This window comes from Alphaproteobacteria bacterium (genome assembly GCA_030739735.1).
Classification (GTDB): Bacteria; Pseudomonadota; Alphaproteobacteria; order UBA7887; family UBA7887; genus UBA7887.
The window spans coordinates 83,013-101,707 of sequence record JASLYQ010000001.1; the positions used below are offsets into that span (position 1 = coordinate 83,013).

Here is an 18,695-nt window from a genome sequence, read left to right on the forward strand (position 1 = left end):
GCTGATCATGGCTCAGGACAGCGCTCTGCAACGCGTGAAGTTTTACCAGACTGGCACCCATACGGTGGGCAACCGGCTGATGGACGAAGAGGCCCGCAGCGTCCAAGCCTCTATGGAGCGCTCTAACGCCATCACCTCCGGTCATCGTGCCTGCCAGGGCTGTGGCGAAGCGCTCGGCGCTCGCTATGCCCTGGATGTCGCAATGCGGGCGACCGGGGGACAGCTTGTCGCCGTCAATGCCACAGGCTGCCTCGAAGTGTTCACCACGCCGTATCCGGAAACCTCGTGGCAGATCCCCTGGCTACACTCCCTGTTCGGCAACGCGCCGGCGGTTGCCACGGGTGTCGCCGCAGCCATGCGGCGCAAGGGACGGAACATAAAAGTGGTGGCGCAAGGCGGCGACGGTGGCACCACCGATATCGGTTTCGGTTGCCTATCGGGCATGTTCGAGCGCAACGACGACGTGCTCTATATTTGCTATGACAACGAAGCCTACATGAATACCGGTGTGCAGCGCTCTTCCGCAACACCGGCCACGGCGCGCACCGCGACCACACCGACGGTGGGTGGCGCGCCGGGAAATGTCTTCGGCACCGGCAAGAACCTGCCGCTGATTGCGATGGCACACAACATCCCTTACGTGGCGACGGCCACGGTTGCCGGCCTACACGATCTAGAAGCCAAGGTGAACAAGGCTATCGATATGGCCGGTGCCCGCTATCTTCATATCCTCGTACCTTGCCCGCTAGGCTGGGGCTCGGCACCGTGCGATACGATCCACATCGCGCGGCTCGCCGTCGAGAGCGGATTTTTCCCGGTATTCGAGGCGGAGCACGGCCGCGTCACCGCCGCACATAAGATCCGCCGCCAGTTGCCGGTGTCGGACTATCTCAGGCCGCAGCGACGCTTCGCACACTTGTTCCGCAAGGGCACCGAGGATAGCGAAGGCGTGGCAACGCTGCAGCGCATGGCCGATGCCAATATCGAGCGCTTCAATCTGCTCGGTGAGAGGAAAAGCCCATGAGCAAAAGGCTGCCTTTCGCCATTACTCTCGATCCCGGCACCAGCCTCGCCAACGTGACCGGAACCTGGCGGACGGAAAGGCCTATCTACGTCGACCGCATGCCGCCCTGCAATGACGCCTGCCCGGCGGGCGAAAACATCCAAAAGTGGCTGTTTTATGCCGAAGAGGGCGCCTATGAGCAGGCCTGGCAGGTGCTAATGACGGACAATCCGCTGCCCGGCGTCATGGGCCGCGTCTGCTACCACCCTTGCGAGACGGCGTGCAATCGCGGACAGCTGGACGAGCCCATCGGCATCCACGCCATCGAGCGCTTTCTGGGACGCACGGCCTGGGAGCATGGCTGGAAGGCGAAGTTCGATGCCGAGCGCTCGGGCAAGCGCGTGCTCGTGGTCGGCGCCGGGCCGAGCGGTCTTGCCGCTGCCTATCACCTCACCCGGCTCGGCCATGCCGTCACAATCCGCGAAGCCGGCCCCATGGCCGGCGGCATGATGCGCTTCGGCATCCCAAAATATCGCTTGCCACGCGATGTCCTGGACTACGAGATCCAGCGCATCGTCGACATGGGGGTCGAGTTGCAGCTCAACCGCAAGGTCGAGGATATCGAGGCCGCTTTCCGGGACGAGGGCTTCGACGCCGTATTTGCCGCCGTCGGCGCGCATTTAGCCAAGCGCATCGAGATCCCGGCCTATGCCGCAGGCAGAATCCTCGACGCGGTCAACCTGTTGCGCAACATGGAGACGGGCGCCGAGCCACCACAGCTCGGCCGCCGCGTCATCGTCTATGGCGGCGGCAACACGGCTATGGATGTAGCGCGAACCGCCAAGCGGCTCGGCGTCGAAGACACGATGATCGTCTACCGGCGCACGCGAGAGCAGATGCCCGCCCACGACTTCGAGGCCGCCGGGGCCGAGGAGGAAGGGGTCATGATCCATTGGCTGCGCACCATCAAGCAGATTGACGAGACCCGGTTCACCGTCGAAAAGATGGAGATTGATGAACAAGGTCGCCCACAGCCAACTGGCGAATTCGAGACGCTCGAGGCCGATACGCTGATCCTGGCGCTAGGCCAGGACGTCGAGACCGCGTTCCTGGATAACGTGCCGGGGGTCAATGTCGGTGAAGGCGGCATGGTGATGGTCGACGAGCAGATGATGACCGGTCGCGAAGGCCTATTCGCGGGTGGCGACATGGTGCCGGCCGAGCGCACGGTGACCGTGGCCATCGGTCATGGCAGGAAGGCGGCCAATCACATCGACGCCTGGCTCAGGGGTAAGCGCCACAAGCGTCCGTCAAGGCCCGAGCTTGCCGGGTTTGGCGTGCTCAACACCTGGTATTACGACGATGCCCCGAAGACGGTGCAGCCGCAGCTCGATCTTGTGCGCCGCCAATCCGACTTCGCAGAGGTGCTGCAGGGGCTAACCGAGGATAACGCGCTATACGAGGCTCGGCGCTGCCTATCCTGCGGCAATTGCTTCGAGTGCGACAACTGCTATGGCGTGTGTCCGGACAACGCGGTCAACAAGCTCGGCGCCGGCAAGCGCTTCGACTTCAACTACGACTATTGCAAAGGCTGCGGCATGTGCGCCGCCGAGTGCCCCTGTGCCGCCATCATTATGGTTCCGGAGACCGTTTGAAGCAGCCAGCCCGAGGCGGCCCAACCAAGGGTTTTTAGGGCGAGATCAACACAAGATCGGCCCTCCCCCACGCCCGGCTAAGTGCGGCCGCAAGCCGAAGGGCGCCAGCACAGGCGGGAAGACGTAGCTTTTAACGAATTCCGTCGACACAGGGGCGTTGGCGAGCGGCGTCGGATCCTGATAAAAAGGCCATCTCATGTTCAGCGGTCTGCCCAACATTCTGACCCTGTCGCGGATCCTGGTGATCCCGATATTCCTGGCCGCCTTCGCCGTACCAGCGCCGGCTGCCAACTGGGTCGCCTTCGGGCTGTTCGTGGCCGCTTCTCTGACCGACTGGCTGGACGGCTTTTTGGCGCGAAAGCTGGCCCAAACAAGCGAGTTCGGCCGTTTTCTTGATCCCGTGGCGGACAAGCTGCTGGTGGCGGCGGCGCTGATCATGCTGGTGGCGGACGGCCGCGCCCCGGCAATCGCCGCGCTGATCATCCTCTGCCGCGAGATCCTTATCTCGTCCTTGCGCGAGTTCCTAGCTCGCGAGGCGCTGAAGCTGCCGGTAACTATGCTGGCCAAGATTAAGACGGCGACCCAGATGCTGGCGCTCAGCGTCCTGCTGGTGGGCGATGCGGCGACGGGCATCGGGCTTTCTGCCAAGCTGATGCTTGACGGTGGTGCCTGGTTACTGTGGCTTGCGGCAGTGCTATCCGTGGCCAGCGGCTGGGGCTATGCGCGGCACGGCATCTCAATGATGCTGGCTACCGACAAAGACAAGGATTCGAAAGGAGTGGCAGACAAGTGAAAGTAATGGGAATCAGCGGCTGGAGCGGCAGTGGGAAGACAACCTTGGTGACGCGCCTGTTGCCGGTGCTGGTGGCGCGCGGCTTGCGCGTCTCGACGGTCAAGAACGCCCATCATGAGTTCGACGTGGATACGCCGGGTAAGGATTCCTATGAGCATCGCGCCGCCGGCGCCTCCGAGGTGTTGGTTGCCTCGGCGCGGCGCTGGGCGCTGATGCACGAGCACCGCGAGGCAGCGGAGCCAGAACCATACCTCGATGCCTTGCTGGCGCGCCTCGGTGAGGCCGATCTGGTGCTGGTCGAAGGCTTCAAGCATGAGGACCACGACAAGATAGAGGTCTGCCGCGAGGGTTCGCGCCGCGAACCACTCTATCCCGGCGATCGCTCGGTGGTGGCAGTAGCCAGCGATCGCCCGTTACCCGATGCCAATCGCCCGGTATTCAATCTCGACGACACGCAAGCCATCGCCGACTTCATCTGCCGGCATTGCACCCTAGCGGAGCGGGCGGCATGAGCCAGCTCTGCAACGATTGCTTCGATATTGATCAACCGATGTTGCGTCTAGACGAGGCGCTGGCCCTGATCGAGGCGCGCATGACGCCGCTGACCGCCACTGAGACGGTGCCGCTCGATGCCGCTACCGGGCGCATTCTAGCAGAGGACGTGAGCGCCGCGACTGACGTCCCGGCGCACCACAATTCCGCCGTTGACGGCTTTGCGGTCTATCATGCCGATCTCGATGCCGACAGCCCGACGCCCCTGCCGGTGACGGGTCGCATCGCCGCCGGCCATCCCCTCGACCGGGCGGCGCGGCGCGGCGAGGCGCTGCGCATCTTCACCGGCGCGGTGATACCGCCTGGCCCCGATACAGTGGTCATGCAGGAGAATTGCGGACTTGCCGGCGAGACGGTAACCATCCCGCCCGGCATCGCACTTGGCGACAATTGCAGATTGGCCGGCGAGGACGTGCGCCACGGTACCACGGTGCTACGCGCTGGCCGCCGCCTACGGCCCGAGGACCTGGGTCTCGCGGCGGCGGCAGGTAGCGCCACGCTCGCCGTGCAGACGCTGCTCCGCGTCGCCTTGTTTTCCACTGGTGACGAGCTGTGTGAGCCCGGCGCGGCACTGGTGCCCGGTGCCATCTACGACAGCAACCGGCACATGCTGCGAGGTCTGCTGGCCGGCCTCGGCTGCACCGTCAACGATCTCGGTATTCTCGCGGATCGGGCTGACAGCGTGCGCCGGGCGCTCGCCGGTGCGGCACCCGACCACGATATGCTAATCACCTCGGGCGGCGTCTCGGTCGGCGAAGAGGATCACGTCAAGGCGGTGGTTGAGCAACTTGGCGGGCTCTCTTTCTGGCGCCTCGCCATTAAACCCGGGCGGCCGCTGGCGCTCGGTCATATCGACGATGCCGGGCGCACCGTACCTTTCGTCGGCCTGCCGGGAAATCCCGTAGCGGCGGCCGTAACCTTCCTGCGCCTGGCGCGGCCGCTGATTCTGCGTTTGTCGGGAGCGACGCATACGGTGCCGCGGCTGTGGCGCGTTGCCGCCGGCTTCGAGTTGACGAAGAAAGCCGGGCGGCGCGAGTTCTTGCGCTGCCGCCTGGAGGATGGCGATGCCGGCGTCCCCGTCGCCAAGCTTGCCGGCGCCCAGGGCTCGGGCGTGCTTTCCAGTCTCACGGCCGCTGACGGGCTGGTCGAACTTGGTGAAGAAATGACCTATGTTGCGCCGGGCGACGGGATAGACTTCCTGCCCTTCGCGGAGGTGAGCTGATGCAAGTACTCTATTTCGCCTGGTTGCGCGAGAAGGTGGGCGTCGCCGAGGAGGCGATCGAGCCACCGGCCGAAGTTGCTACCGTGGCCGAGCTGATCGAATGGCTGAAGGCGCGCTCACCGGGCCATACCACGGCCCTGGCGGACACCTCGGCCGTGCGTGTGGCGCTCGACCAGGAATATGTCCAACTCGACGCCGCCATTGCCGGGGCGCGCGAAGTCGCCCTGTTTCCTCCGGTGACCGGAGGCTGAGGCCGTGATCCGCGTGCAGAGCGAGGCTTTCGATGTCGGCGCCGAACTGGTGGCGCTGAGCGCCGGGCGCACAGATATTGGCGGCGTCGCGAGCTTCATCGGCCTGGTCCGTGACATGCACGGCGATAGCGCCGTTGGCGCCATGACGCTCGAGCATTATCCGGGCATGACAGAGCGCAAACTGGCCGAGATCGAGGCAGAAGCGCAATCGCGCTGGCCCTTGCAGACAAGCCTGATCATCCATCGCTACGGCCGCTTGGCACCAGGTGATCCCATCGTGCTAGTGGCCACGGCCTCGGCCCACCGTGTCGCCGCACTGGAGAGCTGCCAGTTCCTCATCGACTGGCTCAAAACCCAGGCACCGTTCTGGAAGTGCGAGGAGGCGTCCGACGGCAAGGCCACCTGGGTCGAAGCGCGTAGTAGCGACGACGCCGCAGCAGCGCGTTGGCGTGAGGGGAAGCCTGAGGCGGCCGAATAGGACCAGTTCCATCAATTCTATGATGCGTCTACTCGCGGCCCTCGGCTGCCCGATCCTTTGTGCCGCGCCCCAGGCCAGCGCCAGCGAGCCCAATCTCGATGTCCGCTACCGTCTGGAGGTGGTCGATCAGGCGTCGAAGCCGCGACGAGCGCAAGCGCACACCATCCGCGCCAAGCTAGGCTACGAGGTTGGGCCCCGGCACGGCTTTAGCGCGCGTCTCGAAGGCGAGGCGATTCTAGCCCCGGGCAGCGAGCGCTACGACACCGCCATCAAGCGCCGCAGCGACCTGCCGCGCATCAACGACGCCGAGACGCACGAGGTCAACCAGGCTTGGGTCGCCTATACGCCGCGGTCCGAGACGGTGATCAAGGTCAGCCGCCAGACCCTCTTCCTCGGCGCTGAAACCTTCGTCGCCAGCGCCCGATTCCGTCAGAACCAGCGAACCTTTGACGCTGTCACGTTGAGCGATCACGCGCTACTACCCGACACGCACCTGCAATACGGCTACATGTGGCTGGTCGACGACACCTCTGGCGAGGACGCAACCCACGGCGACTGGAATACGAACACCCATTTCGTGCAGATCGACTATGGCGGCTTCGCGCCGGTCAAACTCGGGGCCTATGCCTTACTGCTCGACATTGACCACCTGCCGGCAGAGTCATCTAAGACACTTGGGGCGCTGGCCGACAGCAGATGGGATATGGGCGGCAGTACCCTGCTAGCGCGCGGCGAGTTCGCCTGGCAGGGCGACTGGGGCGATAATCCCAGCAATCTCAGCGAGCATCTGCTGATTACCGAGGCGGGTGTCGGTCATGGCGGCCTTTGGCCCCTACTCGGCCTGCGCCAGCAGACCGGCAACGGCCGCGTTGCCCTGCAGATCCCTATCGGCAAGAAGCACGGCAATCGCGGCTGGGCGGATGTCTTCAGCATCACCCCCGCGGCAGGCTTGCTGGATGTCTACGGCGAGGCCAAATTTAAGCTTAAGCAAGCCGACTGGCTCGGCCTCGATCTCGCCGGCACACCGCTCGAGAGCCTGGAGCTTGTCGCCGCTCACCACCGCTTCTTCGATGACCGCGGCAGTATCAACTATGGGCACGAGACCGACTTACGCCTGCGCCTCAAGCCGCTAGACGGCGTCACCGTGACACTCGATTACGCCGACTACCGCGCCTCACAGTTCAGCGTCGACACGCGCAAGTTCTGGTTCTCGGTAACGCTGACGCGCTAGTCGCTGCCGATGTGGGCCGGGTCCGGCTCGAGGCCGTTGGTTAGCGCCGTGAAGTCGTCGATGAGGATGCGGCAGACCTCGCCCGGGGTGAAGCTGAGGTCGCCGATCTGGCCGACCGGCGTGACTTCTGCCGCCGTGCCAGTGAGGAACACCTCGTCCGCCTTCTCCAGCTCTTCCGGCATGATGATGCGCTCGATTACCGGGATCTGCTGCGCTTCCGCCAACCCGATCACTGTGCGTCGGGTGATGCCGTCGAGGAAGCAGTCGGGCGTCGGCGTGTGCAGTTCACCATTGATGACGAGGAAGATATTGGCGCCTGTCGATTCCGCAAGTCGCCCGCGCCAGTCGAGCATCAGCGCATCGTCGAAGCCCTCGGCCTCGGCCTTGTGTTTGGACAGCGTGCAAATCATGTATAACCCCGCCGCCTTGGCCTTGGCAGGGATCGTCGCCGGGTCGGGGCGGCGCCAGTCGGACCATTGCAACTTGATGCCCTTGAGCCGCGCCTCGGGCGAGAAGTATGACGGCCACTCCCAGGCCGCGATGGCGACATGGATAGCGTTTTGCTGAGCTGAGACGCCCATCATCTCGCTGCCGCGCCAGGCCACTGGGCGTACATAGCCGTCGTCGATATTGTTAGCTTTACAAACATCATAATTAGCGCGGTTTATGTGGCCCTGGCTAAAGGGAATCTCAAAGCCGAGTTGGCTCGCCGACTCAAACAGGCGCTCGGTATGTTCCGCCAGCTTGAATATAGTGCCGGCATAGACGCGCTGACCCTCGAAGACGGAGCTGGCATAGTGCAGACCGTGCGACAGGACGTGCAGGTTGGCCTCTCGCCAAGGCACCATCTTGCCATCGTACCAAATGAACCCATCGTGATCGTCAAAGCTCAACATGTCAGACCGTCCCGTCGCCCAGAGGCTCGATAAAGTGGCATCCTATAAGAAGGGACTTGCGTCAGGAAGCACTAGCAAACATATACGTCAATATGACTGACAAAAAACTAACGCGTGACCCGGGTGACTTGCATGAAATAGCCCTCAACCGGGGCATCGAGATGCTCTATTTCGGCTATCGCAACTTCGTTGCCAAGGCCAATGCCCTGCTCTCGCCTCTTGATTTCGGGCGCGCTCACCACCGCGTTATCTATTCCGTCGGCCGCAGTCCGGGTCTCACCGTGGGCGAGCTTCTGGCCACGCTACGCATCACCAAACAAAGCCTGTCGCGCGTGCTCGGCCAACTCGTGCGCACCGGATACGTGGCGCAGTTGACGGGCACGCGCGACCGCCGCCAGCGCCTCTTGAGCCTGACCGACAAGGGTCGGAAACTTGAGCACCGCTTGTCCGGCCTGCAGCGCACGCTCGTCGCCGAGGCCTATCGGGAAGCGGGGTCGGAGGCAGTGGGCGGCTTCGAGAAGATCATGCTCGGCCTCATGTGCGACGATGACCGCCCACGCTTCAGTGGCGAGCCCGGCTGATCGTTTCTTTTTACCAGGGGGACATCGTACTTATTCCCCTCTGGAGTCGATGGCGGCGCGCCTGCCAGAATTAGGTATGATATCCCCTTAATAGCCGGGCTGGGTCCCAGCAATGGCGGTTCTCGCCACCACCCGGTCAGCGTAGACTTGTGGCAACGTTGCACTGGTCCGAAAACGGGAGCGATCATGACCCATCGGGAAAATCTCCTGGCCGTCATTCGCGGTGAAATGGTCGAGCAGATCCCCTGGGTGCCGCGCATCGACCTTTGGCACAACGCGCAAGTGATGCGAGGTACGCTGCCAAAGAAGTTCACAGGCATGAGCGTCGAAGACATCCATCACGCCATGGGCTGGCCACTGCACAAATTTGTGCCGGAATACAGCCGGCCCGAAAACCCTGCGGATTTGCTTCACCGCGGCATCGGGCTGTTCGATCTCAAGGAGTTTCCCTACAGCTTCACCTTTTCCAACGACGTCGACATCCGTGTTGAGGTCGAGGCCGACGAGCGCCAGGAGATGACCCACGTCGAGTACCACACGCCGGTCGGCATGGTCAGCGTGCGTCACGGCCAGACGGCTGAGATGCGCCGCGCCGGCGCCTCCATCTCCTGGGTTAAGGAACACGCCATCAAGGGACCCGAGGACTACAGGGTGCTGGCCCATATCTTCGGCAATCTCGAGATTACTCCGTCCTACGAGCGCTACACCACCTGGCGCGAAGGCATCGGCGAGGACGGCATCGCAGTGGCTCACGGCTTCGGGCTGTCCTGCACCTCGCCGATGCATTTTGTACAGAAGACCCTCCTCGATGCGACGGACTTCTACCTCCACCACCACGACTATCCGCGTCAGATGGCGGAGTTACTAGAGGCCCTGACCGGCGCCTACGACACGCTTCTCGAAATCCTTGCCGGCGGCGAGCTGGAGGCCGTGATGTGGTCGTCGAATATCGACGACATGATCACTTACCCAGCGTTGTACGAGGAATATTTCCAACCCTGGTGCCACAAGGCGGCCGACATACTCAAACCCCAGGGAACCTTACTGATTATGCATCCCGATGGCGAGAACCAGGGCCTGATGGATCTTATCGCCGAGAGCCGCATGGACGTGGCCGACGCGGTAACACCGTACCCGATGACCAAGGTCCGCATCGAGGAGTACTACGACCGCTGGTGCCGGCCCGGACACCTGACCATTCACGGCGGTATCCCCGAGATGCTGCTGCTTGAGGAATCCTCGACCCGCGAAGACCTCTCGATGTACCTCGACAACTTGTTCCGCAGCATCGCCCCCGGCACGCGCTTCATCGGCTCGATCGGCGACACGACGCCGCCTGATGCCGATTTCGACCGCCTGCTCTACATCGGCGAACGCTTCGAGAAGGAGGGGCGGCTGCCGTTCGCTGCGGGCACGTATTCGCCGCTCAACCGGGACAGCGTCGCCACTGCACCACGGGTTGTCACGCCGGCGAGCACCAGCGAGACCGTCGCCGCAATGGATGTGGAGCAGGCCTTCGAGCAGATCACCATCGACGTGCTCGACGGCGACGAGCAAGAAGTAGTGGTGCACGCGCGCGAGCTCCTCGACCAGGGCGTTCCCGCCGGCAACATCCTCAACAAAGGCATGCTACCGGCCATGGAGGTAATCGGTGGGCGCTTCGCCGACGGCAGCGTCTTCGTGCCCGAGGTGCTGTTGTCGGCCCGCGCCATGAAGAACGGGCTCGGTGTCATCGAGCCCCACCTGGTGACCAGCAATGAGCGCCGCAGCGGCCGTGTCCTAATCGGTACAGTGCTGGGTGACCTGCACGATATCGGCAAGAACATGGTCGCCAGCATGCTGACCGGCACCGGCTACGAGGTCATCGACATGGGGGTCAACGTGAGCACCGAGGAGATCGTGCGCCAGGTGCTCGAGCGCCGGCCCGACATCATTGCCCTTTCGGCCCTGCTAACAACGACCATGCCGCAGATCAAGGAGGTCATCACAGCGCTTGTCGAGGCCGGCCTGCGCGACGACTTTAAGGTCATCGTCGGCGGCGCCCCGGTGAACCAGAAATTTGCTGAGGACGCTGGCGCCGACGGCTACGCCCAGGATGCCGGCGCGGCGGTAGCCCTAGCGAAGCAGTTGATGCCCGCCGTCTGAGCCGAAAAACGGTGACAGTTGATCAACCTGCGTAATTTCGGCAAGTGACAACGCCACGGCGGTATTACCGACGCCTGCCACTTCAAAGGCCGCATCGACGCGTAGAAGAAGGTGAGCAGCGAGACTGAGGCTATGGCGCGCTAGGCCCATGCCCGGTGCCGGGCACCTCGCTCGGGCGTGTCACGATGTAACAGGCGACCGGTACGATGACGGCGGCGGCAAGCAGCGTTGTCAGCGGCGTTTGGCTGACCAGCGAGAGCAGGATCAGGCTGACGCCCATCACAGCCACCGCCAGCACCTTGGCGCGCAATGGGATGACGCGATGGGTATGCCAGACCTGCAAGGGTGGCCCCAGCCTCGGATGCTGGTAAAGCCAGCGGTGGAGGCGCTCGGAGGAGCGCGAGAAGGCCCACAACGCGACGATCAGAAAGATCGTAGTCGGCAGGCCCGGTATGATGATGCCGATCAGCCCTAGTCCAACGCAGAGCCAGCCCAGCACAAACAAGGCATGGCGCACCCCGGCCCGCCGGCTCCAACCACCTTGTGTCGAAAATTCGTCTGCTTGCTCGCCCTCACGGATCATGGCCGACCGCCTGTCAGGGACCTCAGAACGCCCATGTTAGAGCCCTTTGCCTGCCGACGGAACCGATTTACCCGCTCGGTATCCTCCATCACCTTGAGCGTCTCACTAGCGGCTTCCGCACGGTGGTGCTCTCGACGAGGTCGCCGAGTTGTGAGTCGTACCGTTCGAGCGGACAGTTGGCGTCGCGACGATGCGCCCTGAGATGGCGGCCGTAGGATTACCGTGAGCGGGGTGCCGGCGGGCTCGATGGTAGTGCTTGCACCCCCGAAGACCTGACACGCTTTGCCGCGAACTGAGGGGCGCGCCGTCACGCGTATAACATGAAGAACGAAAAAGCCACGGCCGGTGCGTCCGGTCCCCTTTATAGCTGTGCGCCGCTTTTAGTTGTTGTCCGTGCTGTCTTCGGTACCGCCAATACCTAAGGTGTTGCTCAACTCGGTACCGACCGTCGTCACGGCGGCGACAATTACAACCGCGATCAGCGCGGCAATGAGGCCATACTCGATAGCGGTGGCACCACCTTCATCCTTGCCAAAACGACGCAGGCCGAACTTGGTAAGCATCTTCATCACGGTTTTCTCCGATACAAGCGATCAACGAGCCTGCCGCAGTCTACCAGGAATTAACATTTCGCACAGCGCCAACAAAGGTTAGAATTTGCAATCGATGCCACTACGTTATGGAGATAGCAGCATTGACTGAGTACGCAGTATGACAATCTCACGCAGACAGTTTGTTGGCGGCGCTGCAGGCGTCGCGGCCGCGTTGGAATTACCAAGCGTCTTAGCGGCTCAAGGGCAGGGACTCAAAGTAGCAGGCATCCTAGACGGCTCGGGTGGGCTCGACATCTACGGCCGGCCCATGATCGACTGCATGCGCCTCGCCGTCGAGGAGACCAACGCTGCTGGCGGCCTGCTGGATGAGCCTGTGGAGCTGCTGCTGTTCGACACTCAGTCGAACCTCCAGCTCTATACCCAGTTTGCCACCGAGGCAGCGACGCGCCACCAGGTCGCCAGTGTCCACGGCGGCATCACCAGCGCCTCACGAGAAGCAATTCGCCCGCTACTCGGGCGTTACCGCACACTCTACTTCTACAACACACAGTACGAGGGTGGCGCCTGCGACCGCAACATCTTCTGCACGGGCAGTACGCCAGCCCAGACCGTGGCCAAGCTGGTGCCGCACATCATGGAGCGCTGGGGCAAGCGAATCTACAGCCTAGCAGCGGATTACAATTACGGCCAGACCACTGCGCGCTGGGTGCGCAAGTTCGCGCAAGAGTCCGGTGGCGATGCCATCGCCACCGACTTCTTCCCGCTGGACGTGACCGATTTCGGTCCCACCATCCGCAAGATTCAGGCGGCCAAGCCCGATATCGTTGTCTCGGTGCTGGTCGGCGGCGCCCACATGTCGTTTTATCGACAATGGGCGGCGGCCGGCATGAAGGGCGAGATTCCGCTCGCCTCGACCACCTTCGGCGTCGGCAATGAGCACCGCGTACTGTCGGAGAAGGAGAGCGACGGCATCATCGCGTGCTATGGCTATTTCGAGGAGCTCAACACGCCCGCCAACCGCGACTTCCTGGGTCGCCTGCGGGCACGCTACGGCGACCAGACGCCGGCCGTCAACGAGCTCGCCATGCGCTCCTATGACGCCTTCTTGCTGTGGGCGGAAGCAGTGCGCCGGGCGGGCACGGCCGATCGCATGGCAGTGATAGAGGTGCTGGAATCGAACATCAGCATGACCGGCCCTAGCGGTACTGTGACCATCGATGCGCCAACCCATCATACCATTCAGGACGTCTATCTAGGCGAGGTCTCGGGCGGCGCCTTCAAGGTGCTCGAGACCTATCGAGAGCAGCCACCAGCGGATACCGCTGCGGTCTGCGACCTGGTCGCCAATCCCGCCGACACCACGATGTACGACATCAACGTCGACCTGTAATCCATGGATCTGACCGCCGCGGTCTTCCTACAGGCGGCGAGCGCCGTCGCAGCGCTGGTGCTAATGAGCGCCGGGCTGGCGCTAATCTTCGGCATGATGCGTGTCATCAACCTCGCCCATGGTGAGTTTCTCATGCTCGGCGGGTACGCCACCATCCTCGCCTACGGCCAGGGACTAAACCTGTGGCTCGCTGCGCTAGTGGTAGCGCCTCTGGTCGTCGGCGCCATCGGTTGCATCGTAGAGCGGCTGCTGATCCGCCATCTCTATGATCGCCGTACCGATACGCTGCTTGCCACCTGGGGCTTGAGCCTGTTCCTCATCGGCCTGGTTACGACACTGTTTGGCAACACCACACGCGGCGTTTCGGCACCGCTCGGCGCAATAGCCATCGGCAACTACAGCATGGCCGCCTACGAGCTAGCGCTGATCGGTTTCGCGGTGGCGGTCGTCGCTCTGCTCTATCTCGGCCTAGCGCGCACGCGCGCGGGCTTGGTGGCGCGCGCGACCATGCAGAACCCGGATATGGCTGAAGCCTTGGGCACGGACCGCAGCCGCGTCTACGCAGTGACCTTCACCGTCGGGGCCGCGCTCAGCGGTCTTGCCGGCGGGTTGCTAGCGCCGCTCTCTGGCGTGGTACCAACCATCGGTGCCGCCTATATGGCCAAGGCCTTCATCACGGTGATCGCCGGTGGCGCAGCGGCGGTTGGCGGCACCGTCGCCGCCTCGGGCCTGCTTGGCAGCATCAACAGCGCGGCGAGTTTCTTCGTCAATCCGGTGATCGGCGAAGTGGCACTACTACTGTCAGCGATCGTGCTATTGCGGCTCTTGCCGGAAGGAATTAGCGGGCATTTCTTCCGCACCGGTGTCTGATGCGAGATTGGCTCGGGCATGGCATCGTGGTCGCCGTAGGCATCGCGCTGCTGGTGCTGCTGCCGGCCCAGGCGCAGCTATATACGATCATCAACGCCACTATCTGGACGGCAATGGCGACCCTTGCGCTCAGCCTCGGCCTGGTCTGGGGCTATGGTGGTATTCTCTGCCTCGGCCAAACCGCGTTTTTCGGTCTCGGCGGTTACGCCTATGCGGTAGCGGCTATCAATCTCGGTAACAGTACCTGGGCCGTGCCGCTGGCCATCGCCACGCCCGCTGTCTTCGCCGCAGCACTCGGCTATTTTCTCTTCTACGGCCGCCTCGGCGATGTTTATCTCGGGATCGTCACGCTCACCGTCTCACTAATTCTGTTCAAGCTTACTAACAGCACATCAGGGCCAGAATACACCATCGGTAGCGCCCGGCTCGGCGGCGCTAACGGGATGCCGAAGACGCCTTTTCTCAACGCCCCGTTTGATCCTGCGGTACTGCTGTCTCCGGATACTATCTTTCGCGTCGTCCTTGGCGCATTGCTGCTCTGCTATCTATTTTGTTTGTGGCTTCTACACTCACGGTTTGGCCACGTGACCCTAGCAATACGCGAGAACCAGCAACGCGTCGAACTGCTCGGCTATGACGCGCGTCGGCACAAGCTTCTGCTGTTCGTCATCGGTGGTGCCATCGCCGGGGTTGCAGGAATCGGCTTCGCCAACTCAGCCTTCATTAGTCCAGCGCTCTTCAGTTTGGCAACTACGGCGCAGGTCATCATCTGGGTCATCGTCGGCGGCCTCGGAACCCTGTTTGGTCCCATCCTCGGCGCCGTCGTCGTGCAGGCGTTGATGTCCTGGCTCGGCACTCTAGCGCAGGTGCACCCGGCATTGTCGCGGCTCGATCCGAACTTGGTCCTGGGGGCGGCACTGATCCTCTTCGTGCTACTGTTGCCACGCGGCCTCTGGCCCGCCGTGACGAGCCTGGCGGGACGTCTCAGACGGGGTCCAGGGCGATGAGCGGAGACGCAGTGCTCGTGGTCAAGGACTTGAGCAAACACTTTGGCGGCGTGGCGGCACTCGATGGCTTGGCCTTCACGCTTCGGGCCAACGAGCTGCGCTGCCTGATCGGCCCCAACGGCGCCGGTAAGAGCACGTTCTTCAAATGCCTGACCGGGCAGCTCACACCCGATGCCGGCAGTATCCGTTTCGCTGGTCGCGAGATCGCGGGCAGCGGCACGATCGCCATCGCCCGCGCCGGCGTCGGCCTGAAGATGCAGGTGCCGTCGGTGTTCGATGGACTGACTGTCCGCGACTCCCTTTGCGTGGCAGGGCAGCGCCGCCTGCGAGGCAGAGCGCTGGATGGCGCGATAGCAGAGGCTCTGGCACGCCTCGATATCGGCGATCTGGCACAGCGCCTAGTCGGCACGTTGGCCCACGGGCAGCGGCAACTCGTGGAATTGGCGATGGTGTTGATGCAAGAGCCGGCATTGGTGCTGCTCGACGAGCCCACCGCGGGAATGGACGAAACGGAAATCGAACGTGTCGCGGCGTTGCTGCACGAGCTGGCCCAAGCGCATGCCCTAGTCGTGGTCGAACACGATATGCGTTTTGTAGCCAATATCGCCGGAGTGGTCACTGTCATGCATCACGGCCGCCTGCTGGCCGAGGGCCCAGCCGATTCGGTTCTGGCCGACGCGCGGGTGCGCGACGCCTATCTGGGCAATAGCCATGCTGACGGTTGACGGTCTGGGCACGGCCTATGGCCGTATCCCCGTGCTACGCGGGGTCAACCTCGCTCTGGCACCCGGTGAGCACCTGGCGGTGGCCGGTGCAAACGGCAGCGGCAAGACGACCCTGGTGAAGACGCTGATGGGCCTGCTACCGGCAAGCGCCGGGACGATCCTGTTCGACGGAGAGGACATCACGCGATGGCCCGCACAACGGCGCCGGCATCGCCTATGTGCCCCAAGGCCGCGACCTGTTCCCCGCCCTCAGCGTACGCGATAATCTGCGCATGGGTTGCCGCTCGGGAAGCGAGGGGGATGCGGCCATCGACCGGGTGATCGCGTTATTCCCCATGATCGGCGACTTGCTGGGTCGCGCCAGCGGCACGCTCAGCAGCGACGAGCAGCAGATCGTCGCGACTGCCCGCGCGATTTGCGCCACCCCGCGGCTGTTGTTACTCGACGAGCCGTCCGAGGGTGTACAGCCCTCGATGGTGGCAGAACCTAACATTCGCTGCCGAGGTAGCCGAAAGCGCGCTTGTCATGCACCGCGGCAGTATCAAACGCGCGCTCCCCTCGCGTGCCCTTGCCAAGCCCGGCATGTTGCGCGCGTTGCTCGGCGGCAAAGCCTGAGTGCCACACACCAGACTTTTCATAAGCGGATGGATGTAGTATGGTGTTAATCGTATAACCCCAAGATATTGGGGTTATCCACAAAAACTATCCACAGGCTGTGGATTAGGGTGTGTCTTCTCGGAGAAACAGGCCACCGAATAGATGCGCGCCGTAACCTAAAGCACCTGGGAAGAGGTGTGTCGACTAGCCGCGACATCCGCTTCCTCCCGGCGGATGCCGCGGCCTTTGTCCACACTTCGCAAAAGCTTGCACGCGATAGCTGTTTTGCAGCATGCAGCCTCTCGACGGTATCAAGGCTCTCGAATTTGGCGGCACCATCCTTGTGACGCTGCTCGCCCTGGTCTTGGCCGAGGCCGGTGCCGATAAGGTCAACGTTGAGCCCCGACTGCTTTAACATTAGGAAAATTTTAGGCATCATGGCTAATGGAGCGGTACATAGCGATAAAGGACAATCCTATGAAACTCGCCATTTCAGCCATTCTTGTGACCGTCATTCTAGCTGCGAGCTCGGCAACTGCCGATGCGAAGACGCCATCCGGGCCGCAGGCAGTGACGCCGACCATTAACCGGGTAGTAGCCGGTCAGGTCAGCGAACAAATTGCCGACGCGTTGGCTCAGGGGCAGGAAAACAGGCGCGGTGGGGCAGACCCGATATAGCGGACGATCTTAAGCGCGATTAACAGTCATTCTTATATAAACTGCGCCGACCTTGGTTCTGTGGGAGAATATCAGGTGCCGGGCGCCGCCCAGGTGCTCGCACCAAAGCCGCCGCTTTACTGTTATCGGTGTGTTACCAGACCCTGTGGTAATTCTGCAACAAAGAGTGCGATAAGCTCGCATAATCGGCCCTAAGACAGGGAAATCTTTGACGAATTTACACGCGTGCGGTAGCACCGATTTAAGAGGTAGTAGGCGCGCTTTGTATAGATGTTTGTGGCGGGTTACGTTGTGCGGAATTGCCCAGAAGCTCCCGCGATGCGCGTGTACTGGAATGGTAAGTTTTGAAGGTACTCAAGGGAACGAGGGCCCAGTCAAATGAAACGGATTATCCCGGTTCTAGCTATGGCGATGGCTGCGTTGTTCACCCCGCCCACCCTAGCAGCGCAAACCAGTAACCCGACAAACACGACGGAGCAGGCTTCAAGCACGGCCACCGCCTCAGCCGTTGTGCGGACCGCGACCGCCCAGATCACGGGTATGATCTCTTCGCGCGTATCCAGTCTCTTGGCTCCCACCGCCGTAGCTGATCAAGGCGGCAACGTAGACATGGCTGTGGCGCTGTACGACGAGATGACCCTCGGTACCGGCATTTCAGCCGGCGGCGGCGATGGCCGTATGGGTGTATGGCCGTCCGGCAGCTGGACGGATGTCGAAGACGACCTGTCGTCGACCGCCTATAACGGCGACGTCTACAACGCGATGACCGGTACCGACTACCAGTTCAACTGCTGCTTAACCGCCGGCCTGGCACTCGGCTATGAATCGAGTGATATCAACACCACGTTTAACACAGGTAGTGTGGAGTCTTCAGGCTGGACCATTGCGCCCTATGCCGGCTATGTGCTCAGCCGCTACTTCACCGTGGACGTCAGTGCCGGCTACAGCATTGTCGACTACGATACGACGCGCGTCAGAAACGCCCTGACAATAACCGGTGACTTCGATTCCGACCGGTGGTTCGCATCAGGCGCAATCAACGGCTATTACAGCGTCAACAAGATCCTGTTGAATGGCCGTGCCGGGTACTCCTACGCGAAGGAAAGCCAGGACGGATTTAACGAGTCCAACGGCGTCATCAACGCCTCCCGCGACGTGAAAGTTAGCACGCTGCGCGTCGGCGGTACCGCTGCTTACGGTCTCGGCAAAGCGCAGCCCTACGTCACCGCTACCGGTGTCTATGACGTGCAACAAACCAAGGTTACGGTGGGTGACGGTCAAGCCGCACCATCTAATGACAAATCCGGCGTCGACATCGGTGGTGGCGTGCGCATCTCACTCAGCGATCGCGTGACGGGCGGTATTGAAGGAACCACGCATTTGGCGCGCGACAACTTCGAGTCCACTACTGTCTCGGGCAACTTGCGCATCAAATTCTGATCTGCAGGTGACATCCTCGTTTCGATGCGGAGTCCGGCGCCAGC

Annotated in this window: 21 protein-coding genes; 18 read left to right on the plus strand and 3 right to left on the minus strand. The window is 62.5% G+C overall.

The genetic code is table 11. The features are described from left to right. Positions 1-7 precede the first annotated feature (7 nt). The 8 genes from QF629_00405 (at position 8) to QF629_00440 (ending at position 7,185) form a co-directional block, all read left to right on the plus strand. Entirely contained in the window at positions 8-1,024 is a 1,017-nt protein-coding gene (locus QF629_00405) for a thiamine pyrophosphate-dependent enzyme (protein ID MDP6011999.1), read from the plus strand. Then, a complete protein-coding gene (locus QF629_00410; protein ID MDP6012000.1) occupies positions 1,021-2,658 on the plus strand; it encodes an NAD(P)-binding protein in 1,638 nt (545 codons plus the stop codon). Before QF629_00405 ends, QF629_00410 begins: the two co-directional genes overlap by 4 nt. Positions 2,659-2,854: 196 nt before the next feature. Beyond that, the gene (pgsA, locus tag QF629_00415) at positions 2,855-3,451 is read left to right on the plus strand and encodes a CDP-diacylglycerol--glycerol-3-phosphate 3-phosphatidyltransferase (protein ID MDP6012001.1); all 597 of its coding nucleotides are present in this window, start codon (positions 2,855-2,857) and stop codon (positions 3,449-3,451) included. Beyond that, positions 3,448-3,963 carry a molybdopterin-guanine dinucleotide biosynthesis protein B gene (gene mobB, locus QF629_00420; GenBank protein MDP6012002.1) on the plus strand — a complete coding sequence of 172 codons (516 nt, stop codon included), beginning with the start codon at positions 3,448-3,450 and terminating at the stop codon, positions 3,961-3,963. Before pgsA ends, mobB begins: the two co-directional genes overlap by 4 nt. After that, a complete protein-coding gene (locus QF629_00425) occupies positions 3,960-5,225 on the plus strand; it encodes a molybdopterin molybdotransferase MoeA (GenBank protein ID MDP6012003.1) in 1,266 nt (421 codons plus the stop codon). The genes mobB and QF629_00425 overlap by 4 nt, the downstream gene beginning before the upstream one ends. Continuing rightward, on the plus strand, positions 5,225-5,476 hold the full coding sequence (gene moaD, locus QF629_00430) for a molybdopterin converting factor subunit 1 (GenBank protein ID MDP6012004.1): 252 nt from the start codon (positions 5,225-5,227) through the stop codon (positions 5,474-5,476). Before QF629_00425 ends, moaD begins: the two co-directional genes overlap by 1 nt. Before the next feature lie 4 nt (positions 5,477-5,480). Further along, entirely contained in the window at positions 5,481-5,954 is a 474-nt protein-coding gene (locus QF629_00435) for a molybdenum cofactor biosynthesis protein MoaE (protein MDP6012005.1), read from the plus strand. Between the two features lie 19 nt (positions 5,955-5,973). Continuing rightward, complete coding sequence (locus tag QF629_00440) at positions 5,974-7,185, plus strand: hypothetical protein (protein MDP6012006.1); 1,212 nt, start codon at positions 5,974-5,976, stop codon at positions 7,183-7,185. On the opposite strand, the gene QF629_00445 is transcribed toward QF629_00440, so the two are convergent. Further along, the gene (locus QF629_00445) at positions 7,182-8,081 is read right to left on the minus strand and encodes a branched-chain amino acid aminotransferase (protein MDP6012007.1); all 900 of its coding nucleotides are present in this window, start codon (positions 8,079-8,081) and stop codon (positions 7,182-7,184) included. The two genes, QF629_00440 and QF629_00445, sit on opposite strands and share 4 nt — an antisense overlap. Positions 8,082-8,173: 92 nt before the next feature. Here QF629_00445 and QF629_00450 point away from each other — a divergent pair, with 92 nt between their 5' ends. Then, the gene (locus QF629_00450) at positions 8,174-8,662 is read left to right on the plus strand and encodes a MarR family transcriptional regulator (GenBank protein MDP6012008.1); all 489 of its coding nucleotides are present in this window, start codon (positions 8,174-8,176) and stop codon (positions 8,660-8,662) included. 186 nt (positions 8,663-8,848) lie between these two features. Next, positions 8,849-10,807 (plus strand): cobalamin-dependent protein, encoded by a 1,959-nt coding sequence (locus QF629_00455; protein MDP6012009.1) that lies wholly within the window; start codon positions 8,849-8,851, stop codon positions 10,805-10,807. A gap of 130 nt (positions 10,808-10,937) precedes the next feature. On the opposite strand, the gene QF629_00460 is transcribed toward QF629_00455, so the two are convergent. Continuing rightward, positions 10,938-11,390: a YbaN family protein gene (locus tag QF629_00460; protein ID MDP6012010.1), complete on the minus strand. Its 453-nt coding sequence runs from the start codon at positions 11,388-11,390 to the stop codon at positions 10,938-10,940. A gap of 380 nt (positions 11,391-11,770) precedes the next feature. Beyond that, positions 11,771-11,953, minus strand: coding sequence for a Flp family type IVb pilin (locus QF629_00465; protein ID MDP6012011.1), 183 nt, complete (start codon positions 11,951-11,953; stop codon positions 11,771-11,773). Between the two features lie 148 nt (positions 11,954-12,101). Between QF629_00465 and QF629_00470 the strand changes: the two genes are divergently transcribed. From QF629_00470 to QF629_00505, 8 genes are all read left to right on the plus strand, one after another. Continuing rightward, positions 12,102-13,334 carry a transporter substrate-binding protein gene (locus QF629_00470; GenBank protein ID MDP6012012.1) on the plus strand — a complete coding sequence of 411 codons (1,233 nt, stop codon included), beginning with the start codon at positions 12,102-12,104 and terminating at the stop codon, positions 13,332-13,334. Positions 13,335-13,337: 3 nt separating this feature from the next. After that, positions 13,338-14,204: a branched-chain amino acid ABC transporter permease gene (locus QF629_00475; GenBank protein ID MDP6012013.1), complete on the plus strand. Its 867-nt coding sequence runs from the start codon at positions 13,338-13,340 to the stop codon at positions 14,202-14,204. Further along, complete coding sequence (locus tag QF629_00480) at positions 14,204-15,211, plus strand: branched-chain amino acid ABC transporter permease (GenBank protein MDP6012014.1); 1,008 nt, start codon at positions 14,204-14,206, stop codon at positions 15,209-15,211. The genes QF629_00475 and QF629_00480 overlap by 1 nt, the downstream gene beginning before the upstream one ends. Beyond that, positions 15,208-15,936 (plus strand): ATP-binding cassette domain-containing protein, encoded by a 729-nt coding sequence (locus tag QF629_00485; protein MDP6012015.1) that lies wholly within the window; start codon positions 15,208-15,210, stop codon positions 15,934-15,936. Before QF629_00480 ends, QF629_00485 begins: the two co-directional genes overlap by 4 nt. Further along, entirely contained in the window at positions 15,923-16,201 is a 279-nt protein-coding gene (locus QF629_00490; GenBank protein ID MDP6012016.1) for an ATP-binding cassette domain-containing protein, read from the plus strand. The genes QF629_00485 and QF629_00490 overlap by 14 nt, the downstream gene beginning before the upstream one ends. A 624-nt stretch (positions 16,202-16,825) precedes the next feature. Next, a complete protein-coding gene (locus tag QF629_00495; GenBank protein ID MDP6012017.1) occupies positions 16,826-16,948 on the plus strand; it encodes a hypothetical protein in 123 nt (40 codons plus the stop codon). A 62-nt stretch (positions 16,949-17,010) separates the two neighbouring features. Continuing rightward, positions 17,011-17,211: a hypothetical protein gene (locus QF629_00500; GenBank protein MDP6012018.1), complete on the plus strand. Its 201-nt coding sequence runs from the start codon at positions 17,011-17,013 to the stop codon at positions 17,209-17,211. Between the two features lie 378 nt (positions 17,212-17,589). Next, on the plus strand, positions 17,590-18,651 hold the full coding sequence (locus QF629_00505; protein ID MDP6012019.1) for an autotransporter outer membrane beta-barrel domain-containing protein: 1,062 nt from the start codon (positions 17,590-17,592) through the stop codon (positions 18,649-18,651). The last annotated feature ends 44 nt before the right edge of the window (positions 18,652-18,695 follow it).

Coding starts and splice junctions, on each gene's coding strand:
- QF629_00405 (MDP6011999.1), top strand. CDS start 8: ATGGCTCAGGACAGCGCTCTGCAACGCGTGAAGTTTTACCAGACTGGC.
- QF629_00410 (MDP6012000.1), top strand. CDS start 1,021: ATGAGCAAAAGGCTGCCTTTCGCCATTACTCTCGATCCCGGCACCAGC.
- pgsA (MDP6012001.1), top strand. CDS start 2,855: ATGTTCAGCGGTCTGCCCAACATTCTGACCCTGTCGCGGATCCTGGTG.
- QF629_00425 (MDP6012003.1), top strand. CDS start 3,960: ATGAGCCAGCTCTGCAACGATTGCTTCGATATTGATCAACCGATGTTG.
- moaD (MDP6012004.1), top strand. CDS start 5,225: ATGCAAGTACTCTATTTCGCCTGGTTGCGCGAGAAGGTGGGCGTCGCC.
- QF629_00440 (MDP6012006.1), top strand. CDS start 5,974: ATGATGCGTCTACTCGCGGCCCTCGGCTGCCCGATCCTTTGTGCCGCG.
- QF629_00445 (MDP6012007.1), bottom strand. CDS start 8,081: ATGTTGAGCTTTGACGATCACGATGGGTTCATTTGGTACGATGGCAAG.
- QF629_00450 (MDP6012008.1), top strand. CDS start 8,174: ATGACTGACAAAAAACTAACGCGTGACCCGGGTGACTTGCATGAAATA.
- QF629_00455 (MDP6012009.1), top strand. CDS start 8,849: ATGACCCATCGGGAAAATCTCCTGGCCGTCATTCGCGGTGAAATGGTC.
- QF629_00460 (MDP6012010.1), bottom strand. CDS start 11,390: ATGATCCGTGAGGGCGAGCAAGCAGACGAATTTTCGACACAAGGTGGT.
- QF629_00465 (MDP6012011.1), bottom strand. CDS start 11,953: ATGCTTACCAAGTTCGGCCTGCGTCGTTTTGGCAAGGATGAAGGTGGT.
- QF629_00470 (MDP6012012.1), top strand. CDS start 12,102: ATGACAATCTCACGCAGACAGTTTGTTGGCGGCGCTGCAGGCGTCGCG.
- QF629_00475 (MDP6012013.1), top strand. CDS start 13,338: ATGGATCTGACCGCCGCGGTCTTCCTACAGGCGGCGAGCGCCGTCGCA.
- QF629_00480 (MDP6012014.1), top strand. CDS start 14,204: ATGCGAGATTGGCTCGGGCATGGCATCGTGGTCGCCGTAGGCATCGCG.
- QF629_00485 (MDP6012015.1), top strand. CDS start 15,208: ATGAGCGGAGACGCAGTGCTCGTGGTCAAGGACTTGAGCAAACACTTT.
- QF629_00490 (MDP6012016.1), top strand. CDS start 15,923: ATGCTGACGGTTGACGGTCTGGGCACGGCCTATGGCCGTATCCCCGTG.
- QF629_00495 (MDP6012017.1), top strand. CDS start 16,826: ATGCAGCCTCTCGACGGTATCAAGGCTCTCGAATTTGGCGGCACCATC.
- QF629_00500 (MDP6012018.1), top strand. CDS start 17,011: ATGAAACTCGCCATTTCAGCCATTCTTGTGACCGTCATTCTAGCTGCG.
- QF629_00505 (MDP6012019.1), top strand. CDS start 17,590: ATGAAACGGATTATCCCGGTTCTAGCTATGGCGATGGCTGCGTTGTTC.